Origin of the sequence: Halopseudomonas sp. (assembly GCF_038130085.1) — a bacterium.
Classification (GTDB): Bacteria; Pseudomonadota; Gammaproteobacteria; order Pseudomonadales; family Pseudomonadaceae; genus Halopseudomonas.
The window spans coordinates 1-16,250 of sequence record NZ_JAYPMU010000038.1 but is presented as its reverse complement, the minus strand read 5'-3'; the positions used below and the strand labels follow the sequence as shown (position 1 = coordinate 16,250).

The window sequence follows — 16,250 nt, the reverse complement described above, 5'->3', positions numbered from 1 at the left end:
AAGGTGGCGGCTTGACTTAAACCAAACAGCCTCCGCGAAACCCGGGGCGGTTCACAGAGCTTCGCACTGCCCTTGAGACAGCCGCAGAGTCTGCGATTGCACAAGGCGATCATGCTGCAGCGGCCAGAATTTATACGCGCCTGGTATATGCTCCTCACTCAGTGATTATCAATGGCAAAGTTGCGGGTTTTCGCCAATCCGATCCGCTCTCCGAGTCATCCCAGCGCTACTTAAGCCAAGCCCACAGACTGGACCCTGATAACATTTACATTTCTCTAAATTATCTTGCTCAAAAATTCGATCTAAACTACCTCGCATCAAACAGTGTTCCGATGGACCAGCAACCATCCGAATTACAGGAAGAGCACACGCTATTCTTAAAGGAGTTTGAAGAACTCATTGCTGTTGCAGGAGACTCCGCATGGCCAGAGATGCTTTGGAGACGCGCCCTTCTATATAAAGACTCTGCAGACATGAGCACCACTTCGAACTATCCGAAAATGTGGAGAGCCTTAATCAGCTTTGAACCGAAGTATAAAGACTACGAATCTTATGACGAAAATGGAAACTACATATGGAGGCGTTAGACTTAGTTACTCCGAGGTAGACAAGGATGAAGCGCTGGCGCAAATCGGCGCATTCGAGTCAGCAACCTCGTCGAACAGCAAGCCTATCCCCCATCCGCATGAGCCCGCTGACCCAGCTATGCTCGACATCCCGATATTCCGGACAAGCAGTTGGCATCGACGCTCCCAAGTCACATCAATGCGAGAAGCGACGACGGCTTCCTGATAAACTACTCAACGACCAATGCCACACCCGCCTTGCATCGCACCTTGAGGCTTCCGCTGTATAGCTGGCCTAGAGCACGTAAAACAGCCCTTTGCTACTTCCAGATTTGCGTTGCTACATTGTAGCAACACCTCCGGAAATGAGCGGGAAAAGGCGCGAATCAGGCAATAAACAAGCAATACACAGGCTGTAAAAATGCACCTTGAATCTCACTCCAGCCCTGCAACCACGCGAAATATGCCGAATAGATGCTTCAGCGTGGCCCCTATGATGGATTGGACTGACCGTCACTACCGCTACTTCGCTCGTCTGATCAGCCAGCGTACGCTGCTGTATACCGAGATGGTCACGACCGGCGCGGTGCTCAATGGCGATCGCCAGCGCTTTTTGGGCTACAGCGTTGAGGAACAGCCGCTGGCCCTGCAATTGGGTGGCAGCAGCCCACAGGAATTGGCACAGTGCGCAGCACTGGCCGAAGAAGCAGGCTACGCCGAGGTTAACCTGAACGTCGGCTGCCCCAGCGACCGGGTGCAGAACAACATGATCGGTGCCTGCCTGATGGCGCACCCGACGCTGGTTGGTGAATGTGTGAAGGCGATGCAGGATGCCTGCAGCACGCCGGTTACGGTCAAGCATCGTATTGGCATCAACGGGCGTGAGAGCTACGCCGAGTTGTGCGATTTCGTTGGCACTGTGCACGCGGCCGGTTGCACCAGCTTCACCGTGCATGCGCGCATCGCCATTCTGGAGGGATTGTCGCCGAAGGAGAATCGCGAAATCCCACCGCTGAAATACGACGTAGTCCATCAGCTCAAGCGAGACTTCCCGCAATTGGAGATCATCCTGAACGGCGGCCTGACCGATCTGGATGTCATGGGAGCGGAACTGAGCCACGTCGACGGGGTGATGGTAGGCCGAGAGGCGTACCACAATCCTTGGCTGCTGGCCGATGTGGATCGCCGTTTCTTCAGCGACGATCACGCGGTGCCATCGCGTATCGAGGTAATGGCGCTGATGCGCCCCTACATCGAACGACACATTGCCACCGGTGGCCAGATGCACCACATCACCCGTCACATGCTCGGACTGTTCCAGGGCTTACCCGGCGCCCGCCACTTCCGCCGCGAGCTGAGCACCACCATCCATCGCACCGACGAGCCTCTGGCACTCTACGATCAGTTGCTGGAACAGATGCAGGCGCGTCTTGGCTGATTGCGGCTGTCAAAGCCTATGAGGTATGGTCGAGGGATACTAGGGAGTACCGCCGCACCATGACCTCAAAACTGGATAGTCTGAAACAACACACCCTGATCGTCGCCGACACCGGCGACATCGATGCAATCCGCCAGCACCAACCGATCGACGCCACTACCAATCCCTCGCTGCTACTCAAGGCAGCGGAACTGGCCAGCTGTGCGCCACTGATGGAACGCGCCATCAGCGAGGCAAAAGGCGGCCCGGAACCAATCAGCAACGCCTGTGACCGCTTCGCGGTCGCCGTCGGCAGCGAGATCCTTGGCCTGATCCCCGGCCGCATTTCTACCGAGGTCGACGCGCGCCTGTCGTTTGATCAACAGGCGACCTTCGCCAAGGCCTGCGAATTGATCGAGCTGTACGAACGCGCAGGCATTACCCGCGATCGCGTGCTGATCAAGATTGCCGCCACCTGGGAAGGCATTCAGGCCGCAGCAGCGCTGGAGCGCGAAGGCATTCAATGCAACCTGACGTTACTGTTCTCCTTCGCGCAGGCACGCGCCTGTGCCGACGCCGGGGTCTATCTGATCTCGCCGTTCGTTGGCCGCATCTACGACTGGTACAAGCAGCATGAAGGCCGTGACTTCAGCGGGCTTGATGATCCGGGTGTGCAATCGGTCGCCCGTATCTTCCGCTATTACAAGGCGCACATGTATGAAACCGTGGTTATGGGGGCAAGCTTCCGCAACACCGGGCAAATAGAAGCCCTGACCGGTTGTGATCGTCTGACCATCAGCCCGCAGTTGCTGCAGAGCCTGCAAGAGCAGCCGGGTGTGCTGGAACCATCGGCACTGCTACGCGAGGGTGCAGTCGATGACCGCCTGGAGCTGGACCAGAACGGCTTCCGCTGGGCGCACAACGAAGACGCCATGGCGACAGAGAAACTGGCAGAGGGCATTCGGGCTTTTGCGGCGGACCAGCTCAAGCTGGAAAAACTGGTCGCAGCAAGACTGGGGTCAGCTGCCTGACCCTTCCAGGGCGCTGACGAGATCGCGAAACGCTTCGCGATTGCTGTCATTGAGGTCCATCAGAATACGATGGGCCTCAAGAACCTTACGCTTGACCTTGTCTTCAGAGAGCATTTGCGCCGGCAGGTCCTGCAACTCTTCGCAGGTGGGCGTCGATTCCGGCACGATATTGAAAACCTGATCAAACCCCATGCTTTGCAGCAGGCGGTTCATGTCTTCATGGTTGGACACCAGCGTCGGCAGAAAGCCAACCTTCTGGCGCGACAAAATGGAGAGCTTGGCAAGCAGCCCCAACGAGGTGCTGTCGATGCACTCGGTCTCTGTCAGATCAATCACAATGGCCTTGAACGTCAGCACACTGAAGATCTTTTCGATATAAGCATCCAGCGCGGCACAAAGTGTGAGGCGCACGTCACCAATGAACTTGAGTACAAAGGTGCCTTGCGCTTCCGCGAACTGGATCTTGCCAGTTGTCATCATTCTGCGTTCCTGCTCAACACCAACACGGATATGTCATCGGGCATCGTTTTATTGGGGTCTAGCCCCAACGCCGCCATGATACCCTGCATGCGGCCGCCTTGCTCGGCCATCAACGCCGGAAGACGCGCCTCTTTCTCTTTCAGAGTAGCCCCTTCCAGACAGTCGAGCACACCGTCTGAACATAACATCAGACTGAAGCGCTCGGGCAAATCAATGGTTTCGTTTTGATACTCGGCGTCCTCAAACAGCCCTACGGGTCGCCCCTTGCCCGGCAGATAACGCGCTTCGCCATCCGCAAAAATGACCGGCAACGGCAGATGGCCGCCGATACTGTAGGTAAGTGTCTTTTCCTGCTCATCAATGATGCCGCCGAGCATGGTGACGTGCTTACCCAACTTGCAACTGATCAGACTGCGATTGATGTGACCCAGTACATCCGAGGGCTTGAACTCAAGACGCCCCTGCCCTTCCACCTTGCGCTGTTCATACATCAGGCGCGTCGTCATAAATTTGAGCAACACAGTCACGAAGGCTGAAGACGAGCCATGTCCGGACACATCAGCCAAATAAAATGCCAGCTGCGAATCGGAAACCCGGAAGTAATCAACAAAGTCACCCGACAGATACAGCGACGGGATCAGCTTGTGCTCCAGGGTGTACTCGCCGCTTACCCATGGCGTCACCGGAAGCATGTTCAGTTGCACCTGATGACCCGCAGCCTGATCGTCGCGCAGCTCTTTCAAGTGCACTTCCAGCTCGCGGTTGGCCCGCTCCAGGCGCTCCCGGATGCGTTGGTTCTCGAGCCGCAACCGATAACGGTCCAGCGCGCGGCGCACCGCATGCTCAAGCACTTCCGGGTCGTTCAAGGGATTTAGCAGAAAGTCGCTGGCTCCGAGGCGCAAAGCCTGAACCACGTCGCTCATCGCACCCTCAGCCGACATCACGATAACCGGAATATCCTGACCGGACTCGGTAATCTGACGCACCAGTTCAAAGCCCTGGTTATCGCCAAGGTGCAGATCGCATAGAACCAGCTCGGGGCGCTGGTTCTCGAACAGGGTCAGACCGATCACCGCGTCAGCGGCCTGGATCACATCGTGACCGTTACCTTCCAACAGTGCTGACAGACGCTGGCGAACCTTATCGTCGTCGTCAATCACCAGCAGTGTGGTGCCTGGAGGCTGCATAGAATCCCTACGTCACTGTCGCTGCGCGCATCATTCGCTGCGACCACAGGGTGGCTGAGTTGAGCCGGAAATAACCCGGCGTTTTCAAGGGGGAAACACTACTCCCATCCGTTGCTGCAAGCAACCGTTGCAGAAGGCTGGAAGGATGCTTGTCGGAGGCCGAACTCGGAACTAGGATGACGAGTAGAAAACCGAAAACAGACGTACCTGCCAGAGCCGGAGTCGCCGATGTCGTTTCATGATCAGCAGTACAGCGAAAAGCGTGATTTCATGCGCATGACTGTGGAAACCGCCGCCACCCTCACCTTCGGTGCCGACAACCGTACATGCGACGTTCTTTGCCGCGACCTTTCCAACCAGGGGGCCCAGGTGATGGCAGGCGAGGCCGTCGCGGAAGGCAGCACAGCCACGCTGTCCATTCCGTCACCTACTCCAGGCATGCAAGGCCTGCAGGCCACAGGTGAGGTAGTACGCTGCCAAGCGGAAAGTGATGGCCGCTTCAGCATCGGACTGCGATTTGACAGTCTGAGCTGAAGCAACCAGTACCCGGCGATCAGAACTCGTCGGGTACGTTACCGTCACGCACCTTGTATTCGCGATTCTGCAGGTAAGCATTGCGAATAAAGGTGTAACGGTCGCCCGTGATCAGGCGCTCCTGATCCAGCAAACCGGCACGCGCATCAACCATCTCCAGCGCGAACAGCTGGTTGCGCGCACGAATGTCGTTCATGTAGCCGGTGTAGGTGTAATTGAAGAAGTTCTCCGGAAACTTGGAACCGGTATCGCGCACCGTGTTCGGTCCGAGGAACGGCAGCATGACGTAAGGACCGCTCGGCACGCCCCAATAGCCCAGAGTCTGCCCCAGATCTTCGTCGTTGCGCTCTAGCCCCATTCGGGTCGCCACATCAACCAGACCGAAACCACCCAGCAGGGTATTGAAGAGGAAACGCGACATATCCACGCCAGCCTCATTGAACTTGCCTTGCAATCCGTTATTCAGGAAGTTCATTGGCTCTTCAAGGTTGTTGAAAAAGTTACCCACCCCGTCACGCATGAATTTGGGGGTAACCGCCTTGTAGCCGCGTGATACAGGGCGAAGCGTATAGCGGTCGACCGTATCGTTAAACCGGAAGGTCACCCGGTTAAAGCTTTCCCACGGATCAGGATCCACATACTCCGACTCGTAATCATCGTAGTCATCGGCAGCAAAAACAGGTGTAATACAGGCCAGCGACAGCGCCGACAACACCATTGCCAAGGCTCCTGTATTCAACAGATTCATCAGCGGTTTCTCCATTATTCGCTTTTGAGAATCGTATTCAGTCAGCAACTGATACGAGCCTGCCAGTGTAATGCATAATTTCCGTCAATTTCAGCGATATTTGCCATGACAGACCGTTCCAAAACCCTGCTCTATACCACCGAGATCCCGATTCGCTACGGCGATATGGACAGCAACCAACACGTCAACAACACCCGCTACTACCAATACCTGGAAGACGCGCGTATCGAGTGGCTGGATGGCCTGGGCGCGCCACGGCGTGAAGTCGGCCAAGGGCTGGTGCTGTTGACCTGCACCCACCACTTTCTGAAGCCGGCCTTCCACCCGGGCACCATCGTAGTGGAGCTGTATGCCGGCGTCGTCGGGCGTACCAGCCTAACGCTGGAGCACAAACTCTATATCAAGGGCCAGCCAGACGTGATTGGTTACGGTGATGTGAAGATGGTCTGGATCACCGTCAACAACCAGCGGCCCATTCCGGTTCCCAACAGCGTGCGCGTGGCTATGGGTGCCGAACCGCTGGATGAAGCACAGTCATAAAGCTGACATATCTTGATACGATCATGTGCGGTCAACACGCGTTTCCGTTCAGGAGCACCGTACATGACCACACAGCCGATCGAGGCAGTTCTGTTCGATCTTGCCGGCACACTGACTGCGGCCCAGCCAGCGCCGACTGAGCTTAGTCTGCTGCCGCAGGCGCTGCCCGCACTACAGCGACTGAAGCAGAACGGTATCAGCGCAGGACTGCTGCTTGACCGCAGCGACCGGCAACTCGCCCCGCTGGAGGCATTAATCAGCGCCACCGCCAGTACAGACCAGCAGCTTCGGCCGCTACCAGCGCCAGACTTACCTGCGATGCTGGCCCTGCGCCTGAAAGCACAGGCGCTGAATCACTGCGTACTGGTCAGCGGAAACGCCGAAGGCATTCGGGCCGGGCTAAACGCCGGGCTGTGGACGATCGGTACCGCGCTCAGCGGCGCTCTGGATCGGCACAGCAACGAACGCTGGTCGACCCTCAGTTGCGAGGAGCAGGACCGCATTCGCCTGCAGGCCACCATGACCCTGATGAATGCTGGCGCGCACTACGTCATCGATGACGTTGCCGAACTCGATAGTTGCCTGCACGACATTGAGCTGCGTCAGGCGAAGGCCTGATTGCCGTAAAAGCGGCGGACGTGTTGTCCATCTAGAGGTATAGTGAAAACACACTGGATGGACAGGAGAGTTACATGCCTACAGATCGCTTGAAGTCGCAGCTGGAGTCCCTGCAGAACACCCTGAACGAGAGCGACTCACCGCTCAGCAGCGAAGAGCGCGAGGCCCTGCAAGCGCTCGCCACCAGCCTGGAGGCAAGACTGCTGAACGAAACCAGCGACGTTGAAGTGGATGAAGATCCAACGCTGGTCGATGGCGTCAACCTGATGGCCGAGCAATTTGAAGCGCGTCACCCGACCCTTGCCAGCACGCTGCGCAGCGTTATGCAGAGCCTGGCCGACATGGGTATCTGAACTTGTGAACGCTCCACCTCGTGTGGAGCGTTGCCTGCCCTGCCCCCGCTTACTGACGAGCCAGGCGCAGATTCTCGGGCATGCCCGGCTGCGTTGAACGCCAAGGGTTGATGTCCAACCCGCCACGACGGACGTAGCGCGCGTAGACCGTCAGCGTTGCCCCCTCTCCCAGCAGATTCAGAATATCCAGAAATATGCGTTCAACGCATTGTTCGTGGAAATCCGAGTGCTGCCTGAAGGACACGAGGTAGCGCACCAAGGAAGCGTGATCCAGCTGCGGCCCGCTGTAGCTGATCTGCACGGAGCCCCAATCAGGCTGCCCAGTCACCGGACAATTGGATTTCAGCAGGTGACTGTGCAACACCTCGGTTACCTGCCCGGCGTTGGCCGCCAAACTCAGCAACGAAGGGTCGTAGCTGTAGCTCGACACCTCAACATCCAGATCATCAATGCAGGTGCCGGGCAGCACAAACAATCCCGCCTGATGCAACTGCTGCATACTCAGAAGCCGCACCATCACCGGGCCCTGCGCCGCGACCGAGAGATCGGTCTCAAGGGTCTTCAGCAGATCGTGACGATCACGGAAAACCGTCTGGTTCAGCGAGTTGAGGTACAGCTTGAACGACTTGGACTCAACAATTCGCGCGGCCTTGATCGGAAAGACAAACTCAGCCGCAGCCACCACGGGTTTACCAGAGGGCGCGAGCCAGGACAGCTCGAAGCAATTCCAGATATCAGCGCCGTGAAACGGCAACTGCTGCGGGTCCAGCCCCAGCTCCTGCCATTTTGGCAGTCGTGAGATTGGGTAAAGCAGAGACGGCGTGTAAACGCTGATATAGGCACTGGACTTGCCCAGCGGCGACTCGGTCGCAGGATGGTCAGACATGGTAATACCCCGGGAATCGACAACGGGCCGCCGACGGACGGCCCGGCGCCATTATTGCCGCATACCTGTGCCTCTGACCAGCAGCCAGTAGCTGACGCTGTACAGCGCAACGGTAAAGATCGCCATGATGATCAGCGCCGTCGCAATCGGAATATCGGACACCCCAAGAATGCCGTAGCGGAACGCGTTGACCATGTGCAGGATCGGGTTGACCTGCGAAACCGCATGCCAGAACGGCGGCAGCAGGTTGATCGAGTAAAACACACCGCCCAGATAGGTCAGCGGTGTCAGCACGAAGGTCGGCACAATCGAAATGTCATCGAAGGTACGCGCGAACACCGCGTTGATGAATCCACCTAGCGAGAACACCAGCGAGGTAAAGAAGACCACCAGAATGGTCAACCAGATATGCTGGACGTGCAGCTTGGTGAAGAACAATGAGGTCAGCGTCACGATCAAGCCCACCGCCAGGCCACGTGCAACACCACCGAATGTGTAACCCAGCAAAATGACGTGTGGCGACACCGGCGCGACCATCAGCTCCTCAATCGAGCGCTGGAACTTGGTGCTGAAGAAACTCGACACGACGTTGGAATAGCTGTTGGTGATCACCGACATCATGATCAGACCGGGCACGATGTAGTCGATATAGCGGAAACCACCCATCTCGCCAATGCGGCTGCCGATCAGGTGACCAAAGATGACGAAATACAGTGTCATGGTGATCGCCGGCGGCAGCAGAGTCTGCGCCCAGATCCGGGTAAAGCGGCGAATTTCCTTGGTCAGGATGGTGGTGAAAGCTACCCAGCCCTGTTGCCAATGCTGCATGCTCAGGCTCCCTTCTTCTCGGCGTTTTCATCGACCAGCGTGAGGAACAGTTCCTCCAGCCGGTTACTCTTGTTACGCATACTCACGACCTCGATACCGGCAGCACTCAGGGCAGCGAACAACGCATTCAGGCCCTGAGCCTTGTCGACCTGCACCTCCACGGTATGCTCATCGACCAGACGCGCTGGGTAGTCGTCCAGCACGGGCGCCTCGGTCAGGATCTGGCGGGTATCCAGCAGAAACGTCTCAACATGCAGTTCCTTCAACAACGCACGCATGCTGGTGTTATGAATGATTCGGCCTTCATCAATGATCGCGATATGACGGCACAGCTGCTCGGCTTCTTCCAGGTAATGCGTGGTCAATACGATGGTGATGCCCTGCGCGTTGATCTCCTGCAGGAACTGCCACATTGAGCGGCGAATCTCGATATCGACGCCGGCGGTCGGCTCATCAAGGATCAACAGCTTGGGCTCGTGAATCAGCGCGCGGGCGATCATCAACCGGCGCTTCATGCCGCCGGACAACATACGCGAAGGCACATCGCGCTTTTCCCATAGCCCAAGGCGCTTGAGGTAATGCTCGGCACGTTCACGAGCGCGGGCCAACGGAATACCGTAGTAACCCGCCTGACTCACCAAAATATCGATGACCTTTTCGAACTGGCTGAAGTTGAACTCCTGCGGCACAACGCCGATGCAGCGTTTTGCTGCGAGGAGCTCGCGGTCGATATCGTGACCGAAGATGCTTACCTCGCCCGCCGACTTGTTGACCAGTGACGACAGGATACCGATGGTAGTGGACTTGCCGGCCCCGTTTGGACCCAACAGAGCAAAGAAGTCCCCTTCGCGCACCTCCAGATCGATGCCCTTGAGAGCACGCATACCGGTTGCGTAGGTCTTCTCAAGCCCCCGGATACGTATAGCTGCAGTCATGCCGTGCCTCACGCCTTGGAAGTTGAGGGCTAACTATGAGGGCAGATCGCAAAGAATCAAGGCCAACACCCGGAACTACCCTGTATCAATGCTGGGACATGGATTATGCGAATGACAATACCGCTGTGCGAAACAATGGGCTTACAATTTTGCTACAATTGTGACCATCCGGTCGATTGTGACGAACAATGAGACAACGTATTCTCGCTGCAGAACAACAAACGCCGGAGACAATAATGGCCCAAACGCCAGATAACACGGCTGACCAGAATGACGTCAGCCACCGCATAACCCCCGCTTATCGACGCTACGCATTGTTGATCCTGGTGCTGGCCTACACGTCCAGCCACGTCGACCGCAACATCGTTGGTATTCTGATTGAACCCCTCAAGGCGGACCTGCTGCTGTCCGATACCCAGTTGGGCTTCCTGTCCGGTATCGCCTTTGCCCTGTTTTATGCAACGCTGGGCATTCCGATCGCGATCTTTGCCGACCGCTCCAACCGCCGCAATATCATCGCCTGGTCCATCGCCATCTGGAGTGCGATGACTGCCCTGTGCGGCCTGGCCCAGAATTTCTGGCAACTCGCCATCGCCCGGATCGGCGTCGGTATCGGTGAGGCCGGTTCCAGCCCGCCATCGCACTCGATGATTGCCGACCTCTACCCGAAGGAAAAGCGCTCCAGCGCAATGTCTATTTATGCGTTGGGCGTGTATCTGGGCATCATGATCGGCTTCATTGTCGGCGGCTTTGTTGCCGAGTGGTGGGGCTGGCGCGCCGCGTTCTTCGTTGTCGGTCTGCCGGGCATCCTGATCGCTCTGCTGGTGCGTTTCACCATGATCGAGCCGCCACGCGGTTTCGCTGACGGTGTAAAACCGCCACCGATGGGCAAGGTCAACATCAAGGCCGGCTTTGCGGTGCTCTGGCGTGTTCGTACCACCCGCCACGTGGTTCTGGGTGTCACCCTCACGGCGCTGGTCGGTTACGGCACCATCGTCTGGAACCCGGCATTTCTGATCCGCAGCCATGGCCTGACGCCAGGCCAGGTCGGCCTGTTCCTTGGCCCGCTGATGGGTATCGTGGGTGGTCTCGGCGCCTGGATCGGCGGCATGCTGGCAGACAAGCTGGCCGCCCGTGATGCCAGCTGGAACGCCTGGATTGTCGGCCTGGCCAAGCTGCTGGCAATTCCGTTCATCATTGCCTTCTACATGATCGACAGCACCTTCTGGGCGCTGGTGGCTTACTGCCCGGCCGTGTTCCTCGGCGCCTTCTACCTCGGCCCCAGCTTCGCCATGATTCAAAGCCTGACCCCGCTGCGCAGCCGCGCTCTGGCCTCCGCGATCATGCTGCTGGTGCTGAACCTGGTCGGTCTGGGCCTGGGCCCGCAGCTGATCGGTATCGTCAGCGATCTGGTCAGCGGCAGCTTTGGCTCCGACAGCCTGCGCTACGCGCTAATCGGCGCTGCCTTCGTCAACATCTGGGCCTGCGCACACTACTACCTCGCCGGCCGCACCATCCGTCAGGACCTCGACACCGTCGACGCCTGACGCATCCATTACGGGCGCCAGCCGGCGCCCGTAATACCCTGTCACTGCTCAGCACTCCCCTACTGCCCAAACCAGCTATGCTGAAAGGGTACTGAATAATTAATCCCCTCCTCTGCATCGGGTCCTCTAGGACTATCTCGCAAGGCGCTGTCGCCCTTTCCGGTTGCGAATCAGAGAGTGAACGGAATTATTCAGCGCATCCTCTGGTCTGGAGAGATGTACCAAACAAGGAGTGCGTATCATGATGACCCTGCTTTGGCTGGTTGGCCTGCTGCTCTGTATCAGCGGCCTCGCCTACATCCGAACGAGCCTGCTCAACGCCACCCTTGGCGTGGCAGCGTACCTGGCCGTAATGACACTGCTCAGCCCGGTCCACTGGTTTATTGATCTAGTGCTGTGGGCGCTATTTCTCGGCATTGCGATCCCCGTCAACCTGCCTGACTGGCGCAGACAAACTATCAGTGCGCCGCTGCTAGGCTGGTTCCGCAAGGTACTCCCGCCTTTATCCGACACCGAGCAGGAAGCCCTCGACGCCGGGACCGTCTGGTGGGACGGCGAACTTTTCAGCGGTCGGCCCGACTGGGGCAAGCTGCACAACTTCCCGATTCCGCACCTGACAGAAGAGGAACAGGCCTTTCTCGACGGCCCGGTCGAAGAGCTGTGCCAGATGACCAGCGAGTGGGAAGTCACCACCGAACTGCAGGACCTGCCGCCCAAGGTCTGGAGCTTTATCAAGGACAACGGCTTCTTCGGCCTGATCATTCCCAAGGAGTATGGCGGCAAGGGTTTTTCTGCCTACGCCCATTCACAGATTGCGATGAAGCTGGCCAGTCGCAGCGGTGACCTGGGGTCCACCGTCATGGTGCCCAATTCCCTGGGGCCGGCTGAGTTGCTGATGCACTACGGCACCGACGAACAGAAACAATATTATCTGCCGCGCCTTGCCCGCGGCGAAGAAGTACCCTGCTTTGCGCTGACCGCACCGGAGGCCGGCTCGGACGCAGGCGCCATGCCCGACAAGGGCATCATCTGCAAAGGTCAGTGGAACGGTGAAGAAGTTATCGGCCTGCGCGTCACCTGGGAAAAACGCTACATCACCCTCGGCCCGGTGGCGACCGTGCTGGGCCTGGCCTTCAAGGCCTATGACCCGGATCACCTGCTTGGCGATGAAGAATCGCTGGGCATCACCCTTGCGTTGATCCCGACCGATACCGACGGCGTGAACATCGGCCGGCGCCATTTCCCACTCAACGCCGCCTTCATGAATGGCCCCAACTCCGGTACCGACGTGTTCATTCCCATGGACTACCTGATCGGCGGCCAGGATCGCATCGGCCAAGGCTGGATGATGCTGATGAACTGTCTGTCAGTCGGGCGCTCGATCTCACTGCCTGCCGGCAGCATCGGCGCGGCCAAAATGGCGAGCATGACCACCGGCGCCTACGCCCGCATCCGCCAGCAGTTCAATATGCCAATTGGAGAGTTTGAAGGCATTCAGGAAGCGCTGGCCCGGATCGGTGGCAACACCTATGTGATGGACGCCGCACGCACCATGACCGCCGGGGCAGTCGATCTCGGCGAGAAACCGTCGGTATTGTCAGCGGTGGTCAAATATCACCTGACCGAACGCATGCGCCAATGCATCAACGATGCGATGGACGTGCACGGCGGCAAGGGCATTTGCATGGGGCCGCGCAACTACCTCGGCCGCGCCTATCAGTCCGTACCGATCTCGATCACCGTTGAAGGGGCCAACATCCTGACCCGCAACATGATGATCTTTGGCCAGGGCGCCATCCGCTGCCATCCATACGTGCTGCGCGAAATGCAGGCCGCCGGACTGGAAGACCAGAACGAAGCTCTGACCCAGTTTGATCGACTGCTGTTCGAGCACATCGGCTTCTCGCTCAGTAACGCTGCCGGCAGTTTGCTACTCGGCCTGAGTGCTGGCCGCTTGGCCGATGCGCCAGATTACCCGGAGACGCGCCGCTACTATCAGCAGCTTTCTCGCCTCTCGGCCGCCTTCGCCACCCTCACCGACTGCACCATGCTGATGCTAGGCGGGGAGCTGAAGCGGCGCGAGCGGCTGTCCGCGCGTTTGGGTGACATTATGAGCAACCTCTATCTGGCCAGCGCCACGCTCAAGCACTTTGACGATCAGGGCCGCCCGGAGGAGGATCTGCCCTTCGTGCAGTGGGGGCTGGAAGACCTGCTGCATCGAATTGAAACCAGCCTGCACGAGGTGTTGCTCAACTTCCCGAACAAGCATCTCGGCTGCCTGCTGCGCATCATCGTCTTTCCGCTCGGACGCCGGCTCGACCCGCCCAGCGACGCGATCGGCGCCGAAATCGCTCGTCGCCTGATGCGCCCCGGCGCCGCGCGAGATCGATTACTCGCCGGCTGCTACCAGAGCAGCGACCCGAGCGACGTTACCGGCCTGCTCAACAGTACGCTAGGCAAAGTAATTCAGGCCGACACGATTGAGGTGCGACTGCTCAAGGCCATACGCTCAGGCGAGCTGGATCACGACAGCGACGCCGATCCCCTCGCAGTGGCCGCCGAGAGCGGCGTAATCAGCCCAGAGGAAGCAGAGCTGGTGCGTGATGCGCGAGCGGCACGCTTGGCAGTCATTACCGTCGACGACTTCTCCAAGGAGGAAATGACGCCGCGTAAAACCCGGCGCAGTAAGACCGCGAAGAACGCAAGCGAGTGAGACGCCAGGCGGTCGGCCACCTGCGCCGACCGCCTGCTCCGCACAGCGCGCGAGGCGGCCCACAACCTGATAGACTCCCCGCCGAAGCAATATCAGGAGTCCCCCATGAGCAACGCACCCAGCTACCACGATTATCATCTCGCTCTGCTGCAGAGTCTGTACGACACCATCCGCGCCCAGTCAGCGCTGCTTGAGCAACTGCCGGAAGAAAGCAACGAGCTGTTCATGGAGCGCTTCAACGAACTGCTGACCCAACTGCAGCAAGGCGATCATGACGACCTGTATCTTGGCCAGGACATCCTCTGCCAGATCATTGCCCGCTACCCACAGATCGCCCACCTGATTCCACGCGATCTGCTCTGGTACTTTGGCGGCGATTGCCTGCACTACATGCCAGACGAAGAAATTGCCCAGTTCCAGTTGCTCGACGAACACCGCGCCGAAGCAGAGGAGCGCGGCGAACCCTTCGACTGGGAACAGGCTCGACAGCTGCTGCAGGCACGCTAGTTCCTGCCGGTCGGCGCCACCCGCGCCGACCTGCCCCTGCCCGCCGCCGCACCCGCCAAGTTCGGTTCACCCGATAGTCTCGCAGTAGACAGTTACCACGCCCCTCACCTGCTACGCTGACCGACGATTTCCGTCGCAATCAGGACTACCTAGGTGAAAACAACAACAACCATTGCAGCGCTGGTATACAGCCTGACCTCCGCCGCCTCACTGCAAGCCGCCGCCCAGACCGGTTACGGCGCGCAGCTGGAAGGCTTCGAATACCCGTATCCTCAGCACCGCTTCGAGTTCGAATCACAGCAGCAAAGCCTTTCCATGGGCTACATGGATGTCGCTCCGAATGGCACCGCCAACGGCCGCACAGCCGTTCTGCTGCACGGCAAGAACTTCTGTGGAGCCACTTGGGAAAGCACCATCAAGACCCTGGGTGACGCCGGCTACCGCGTCATTGCACCGGATCAGATCGGTTTCTGCAGCTCTAGCAAACCTCGCGGGTATCAGTTCAGCTTCGGCCAGCTGGCCAAAAACACCGACGCCTTGCTGGCGTCACTTCAGATCGAGAAAGCAACCATCATTGGTCACTCGATGGGCGGCATGCTCGCTGCACGCTACGCCCTTGAGCATCCAGCGCGGACCGAACAGCTGGTAATGATCAATCCACTGGGGCTCGAAGACTGGCAGGCCAAGGGTGTGCCTTATGTCAGCATCGATCAGCTTTATCAAAGTCAACTGCGCACCAACGCCGAAGGCATCAAGGCCTATCAACTCAAGTACTACTACAACGGCGTATGGAAGCCCGAGTACGACCGCTGGGTCGATATGCTGTACGGGATTTACACCGGACCCGGAAGAGACATCGTTGCCTGGAACCAGGCACAAACCGCAGAGATGCTGTTAAACCAGCCGGTGGTGCATCTGTTCCCCCGATTGACCACCCCCACTTTGCTGATGATCGGCGGCATGGATCGCACTGCACCCGGCGCCTATCTGGCCCCGCCAGAGGTCGCCGCGCAGCTGGGCAACTATCCCCAGCTGGGACGTGACGCTGCCGCAGCCATTCCCAACGCCACACTGGTTGAGTTTCCAGAACTCGGGCATTCGCCGCAGGTGGAAGCACCAGAGCGTTTTCACGAAGCACTGCTGAGCGAGTTGGAGAAGCTGAGCCAACGCTGACAACCACACCGGAGGGCGGCATGATCCCTGGCCGCCCGCCCGGTCATAGCGCACCCCGAATTTCAGGCACAAAAAAACCGCCACATTGGCGGTTTCGTTGTTAAATCTGGAGCGGGAAACGAGACTCGAACTCGCGACCCCGACCTTGGCAAGGTCGTGCTCTACCAACTGAGCTATTCCCGCAAAT

16 protein-coding genes and 1 tRNA gene are annotated in these 16,250 nt (G+C 58.4%); 10 read left to right on the top strand and 7 right to left on the bottom strand.

The window, feature by feature from the left end; genetic code table 11:
* Positions 1-987: 987 nt before the first annotated feature.
* Positions 988-2,004 carry a tRNA dihydrouridine(20/20a) synthase DusA gene (gene dusA / locus AAFM31_RS17095; protein WP_341709104.1) on the top strand — a complete coding sequence of 339 codons (1,017 nt, stop codon included), beginning with the start codon at positions 988-990 and terminating at the stop codon, positions 2,002-2,004.
* A 59-nt stretch (positions 2,005-2,063) separates the two neighbouring features.
* The gene (gene tal, locus AAFM31_RS17090) at positions 2,064-3,014 is read left to right on the top strand and encodes a transaldolase (RefSeq protein WP_341709103.1); all 951 of its coding nucleotides are present in this window, start codon (positions 2,064-2,066) and stop codon (positions 3,012-3,014) included.
* Here tal and rssC read toward each other — a convergent pair.
* Complete coding sequence (rssC, locus tag AAFM31_RS17085) at positions 3,003-3,491, bottom strand: anti-sigma factor antagonist RssC (protein ID WP_341709106.1); 489 nt, start codon at positions 3,489-3,491, stop codon at positions 3,003-3,005. The two genes, tal and rssC, sit on opposite strands and share 12 nt — an antisense overlap.
* Positions 3,491-4,681 carry a SpoIIE family protein phosphatase gene (locus tag AAFM31_RS17080; RefSeq protein WP_341709102.1) on the bottom strand — a complete coding sequence of 397 codons (1,191 nt, stop codon included), beginning with the start codon at positions 4,679-4,681 and terminating at the stop codon, positions 3,491-3,493. The genes rssC and AAFM31_RS17080 overlap by 1 nt, the downstream gene beginning before the upstream one ends.
* A gap of 228 nt (positions 4,682-4,909) precedes the next feature.
* Here AAFM31_RS17080 and AAFM31_RS17075 point away from each other — a divergent pair, with 228 nt between their 5' ends.
* Positions 4,910-5,215: a PilZ domain-containing protein gene (locus tag AAFM31_RS17075; RefSeq protein WP_341709101.1), complete on the top strand. Its 306-nt coding sequence runs from the start codon at positions 4,910-4,912 to the stop codon at positions 5,213-5,215.
* A 19-nt stretch (positions 5,216-5,234) separates the two neighbouring features.
* On the opposite strand, the gene AAFM31_RS17070 is transcribed toward AAFM31_RS17075, so the two are convergent.
* Positions 5,235-5,978 (bottom strand): VacJ family lipoprotein, encoded by a 744-nt coding sequence (locus AAFM31_RS17070; protein ID WP_371833053.1) that lies wholly within the window; start codon positions 5,976-5,978, stop codon positions 5,235-5,237.
* A 90-nt stretch (positions 5,979-6,068) separates the two neighbouring features.
* On the opposite strand from AAFM31_RS17070, the gene AAFM31_RS17065 reads away from it, so the two are divergent.
* The 3 genes from AAFM31_RS17065 to AAFM31_RS17055 all read left to right on the top strand — a co-directional run bounded on the left by AAFM31_RS17065 (position 6,069) and on the right by AAFM31_RS17055 (position 7,474).
* Complete coding sequence (locus AAFM31_RS17065; RefSeq protein ID WP_341709099.1) at positions 6,069-6,503, top strand: thioesterase family protein; 435 nt, start codon at positions 6,069-6,071, stop codon at positions 6,501-6,503.
* A gap of 63 nt (positions 6,504-6,566) precedes the next feature.
* Positions 6,567-7,121, top strand: coding sequence for a phosphonoacetaldehyde phosphonohydrolase-related protein (locus AAFM31_RS17060; RefSeq protein ID WP_341709098.1), 555 nt, complete (start codon positions 6,567-6,569; stop codon positions 7,119-7,121).
* A 74-nt stretch (positions 7,122-7,195) separates the two neighbouring features.
* Entirely contained in the window at positions 7,196-7,474 is a 279-nt protein-coding gene (locus AAFM31_RS17055; RefSeq protein ID WP_341709097.1) for a DUF4404 family protein, read from the top strand.
* A 49-nt stretch (positions 7,475-7,523) separates the two neighbouring features.
* Here AAFM31_RS17055 and queF read toward each other — a convergent pair whose 3' ends face one another.
* Genes queF through AAFM31_RS17040 form a run of 3 tightly spaced genes read right to left on the bottom strand, consistent with a single transcriptional unit; the run spans position 7,524 to position 10,123 of the window.
* Positions 7,524-8,360 (bottom strand): NADPH-dependent 7-cyano-7-deazaguanine reductase QueF, encoded by an 837-nt coding sequence (gene queF / locus AAFM31_RS17050; RefSeq protein ID WP_341709096.1) that lies wholly within the window; start codon positions 8,358-8,360, stop codon positions 7,524-7,526.
* A 51-nt stretch (positions 8,361-8,411) separates the two neighbouring features.
* Complete coding sequence (locus tag AAFM31_RS17045; protein WP_341709095.1) at positions 8,412-9,188, bottom strand: ABC transporter permease; 777 nt, start codon at positions 9,186-9,188, stop codon at positions 8,412-8,414.
* Positions 9,189-9,190: 2 nt separating this feature from the next.
* Positions 9,191-10,123 (bottom strand): ABC transporter ATP-binding protein, encoded by a 933-nt coding sequence (locus tag AAFM31_RS17040; protein ID WP_341709094.1) that lies wholly within the window; start codon positions 10,121-10,123, stop codon positions 9,191-9,193.
* A gap of 236 nt (positions 10,124-10,359) precedes the next feature.
* Here AAFM31_RS17040 and AAFM31_RS17035 point away from each other — a divergent pair, with 236 nt between their 5' ends.
* The 4 genes from AAFM31_RS17035 (at position 10,360) to AAFM31_RS17020 (ending at position 16,063) form a co-directional block, all read left to right on the top strand.
* On the top strand, positions 10,360-11,670 hold the full coding sequence (locus AAFM31_RS17035) for an MFS transporter (protein ID WP_341709093.1): 1,311 nt from the start codon (positions 10,360-10,362) through the stop codon (positions 11,668-11,670).
* A gap of 244 nt (positions 11,671-11,914) precedes the next feature.
* Positions 11,915-14,383: an acyl-CoA dehydrogenase gene (locus tag AAFM31_RS17030; protein WP_341709105.1), complete on the top strand. Its 2,469-nt coding sequence runs from the start codon at positions 11,915-11,917 to the stop codon at positions 14,381-14,383.
* Between the two features lie 105 nt (positions 14,384-14,488).
* Positions 14,489-14,890, top strand: coding sequence for a PA2817 family protein (locus AAFM31_RS17025; RefSeq protein ID WP_341709092.1), 402 nt, complete (start codon positions 14,489-14,491; stop codon positions 14,888-14,890).
* Between the two features lie 153 nt (positions 14,891-15,043).
* Positions 15,044-16,063, top strand: coding sequence for an alpha/beta hydrolase (locus AAFM31_RS17020; protein WP_341709091.1), 1,020 nt, complete (start codon positions 15,044-15,046; stop codon positions 16,061-16,063).
* A gap of 107 nt (positions 16,064-16,170) precedes the next feature.
* Here AAFM31_RS17020 and AAFM31_RS17015 read toward each other — a convergent pair.
* Positions 16,171-16,246: transfer RNA gene (locus AAFM31_RS17015), tRNA-Gly, on the bottom strand.
* Positions 16,247-16,250 lie beyond the last annotated feature (4 nt).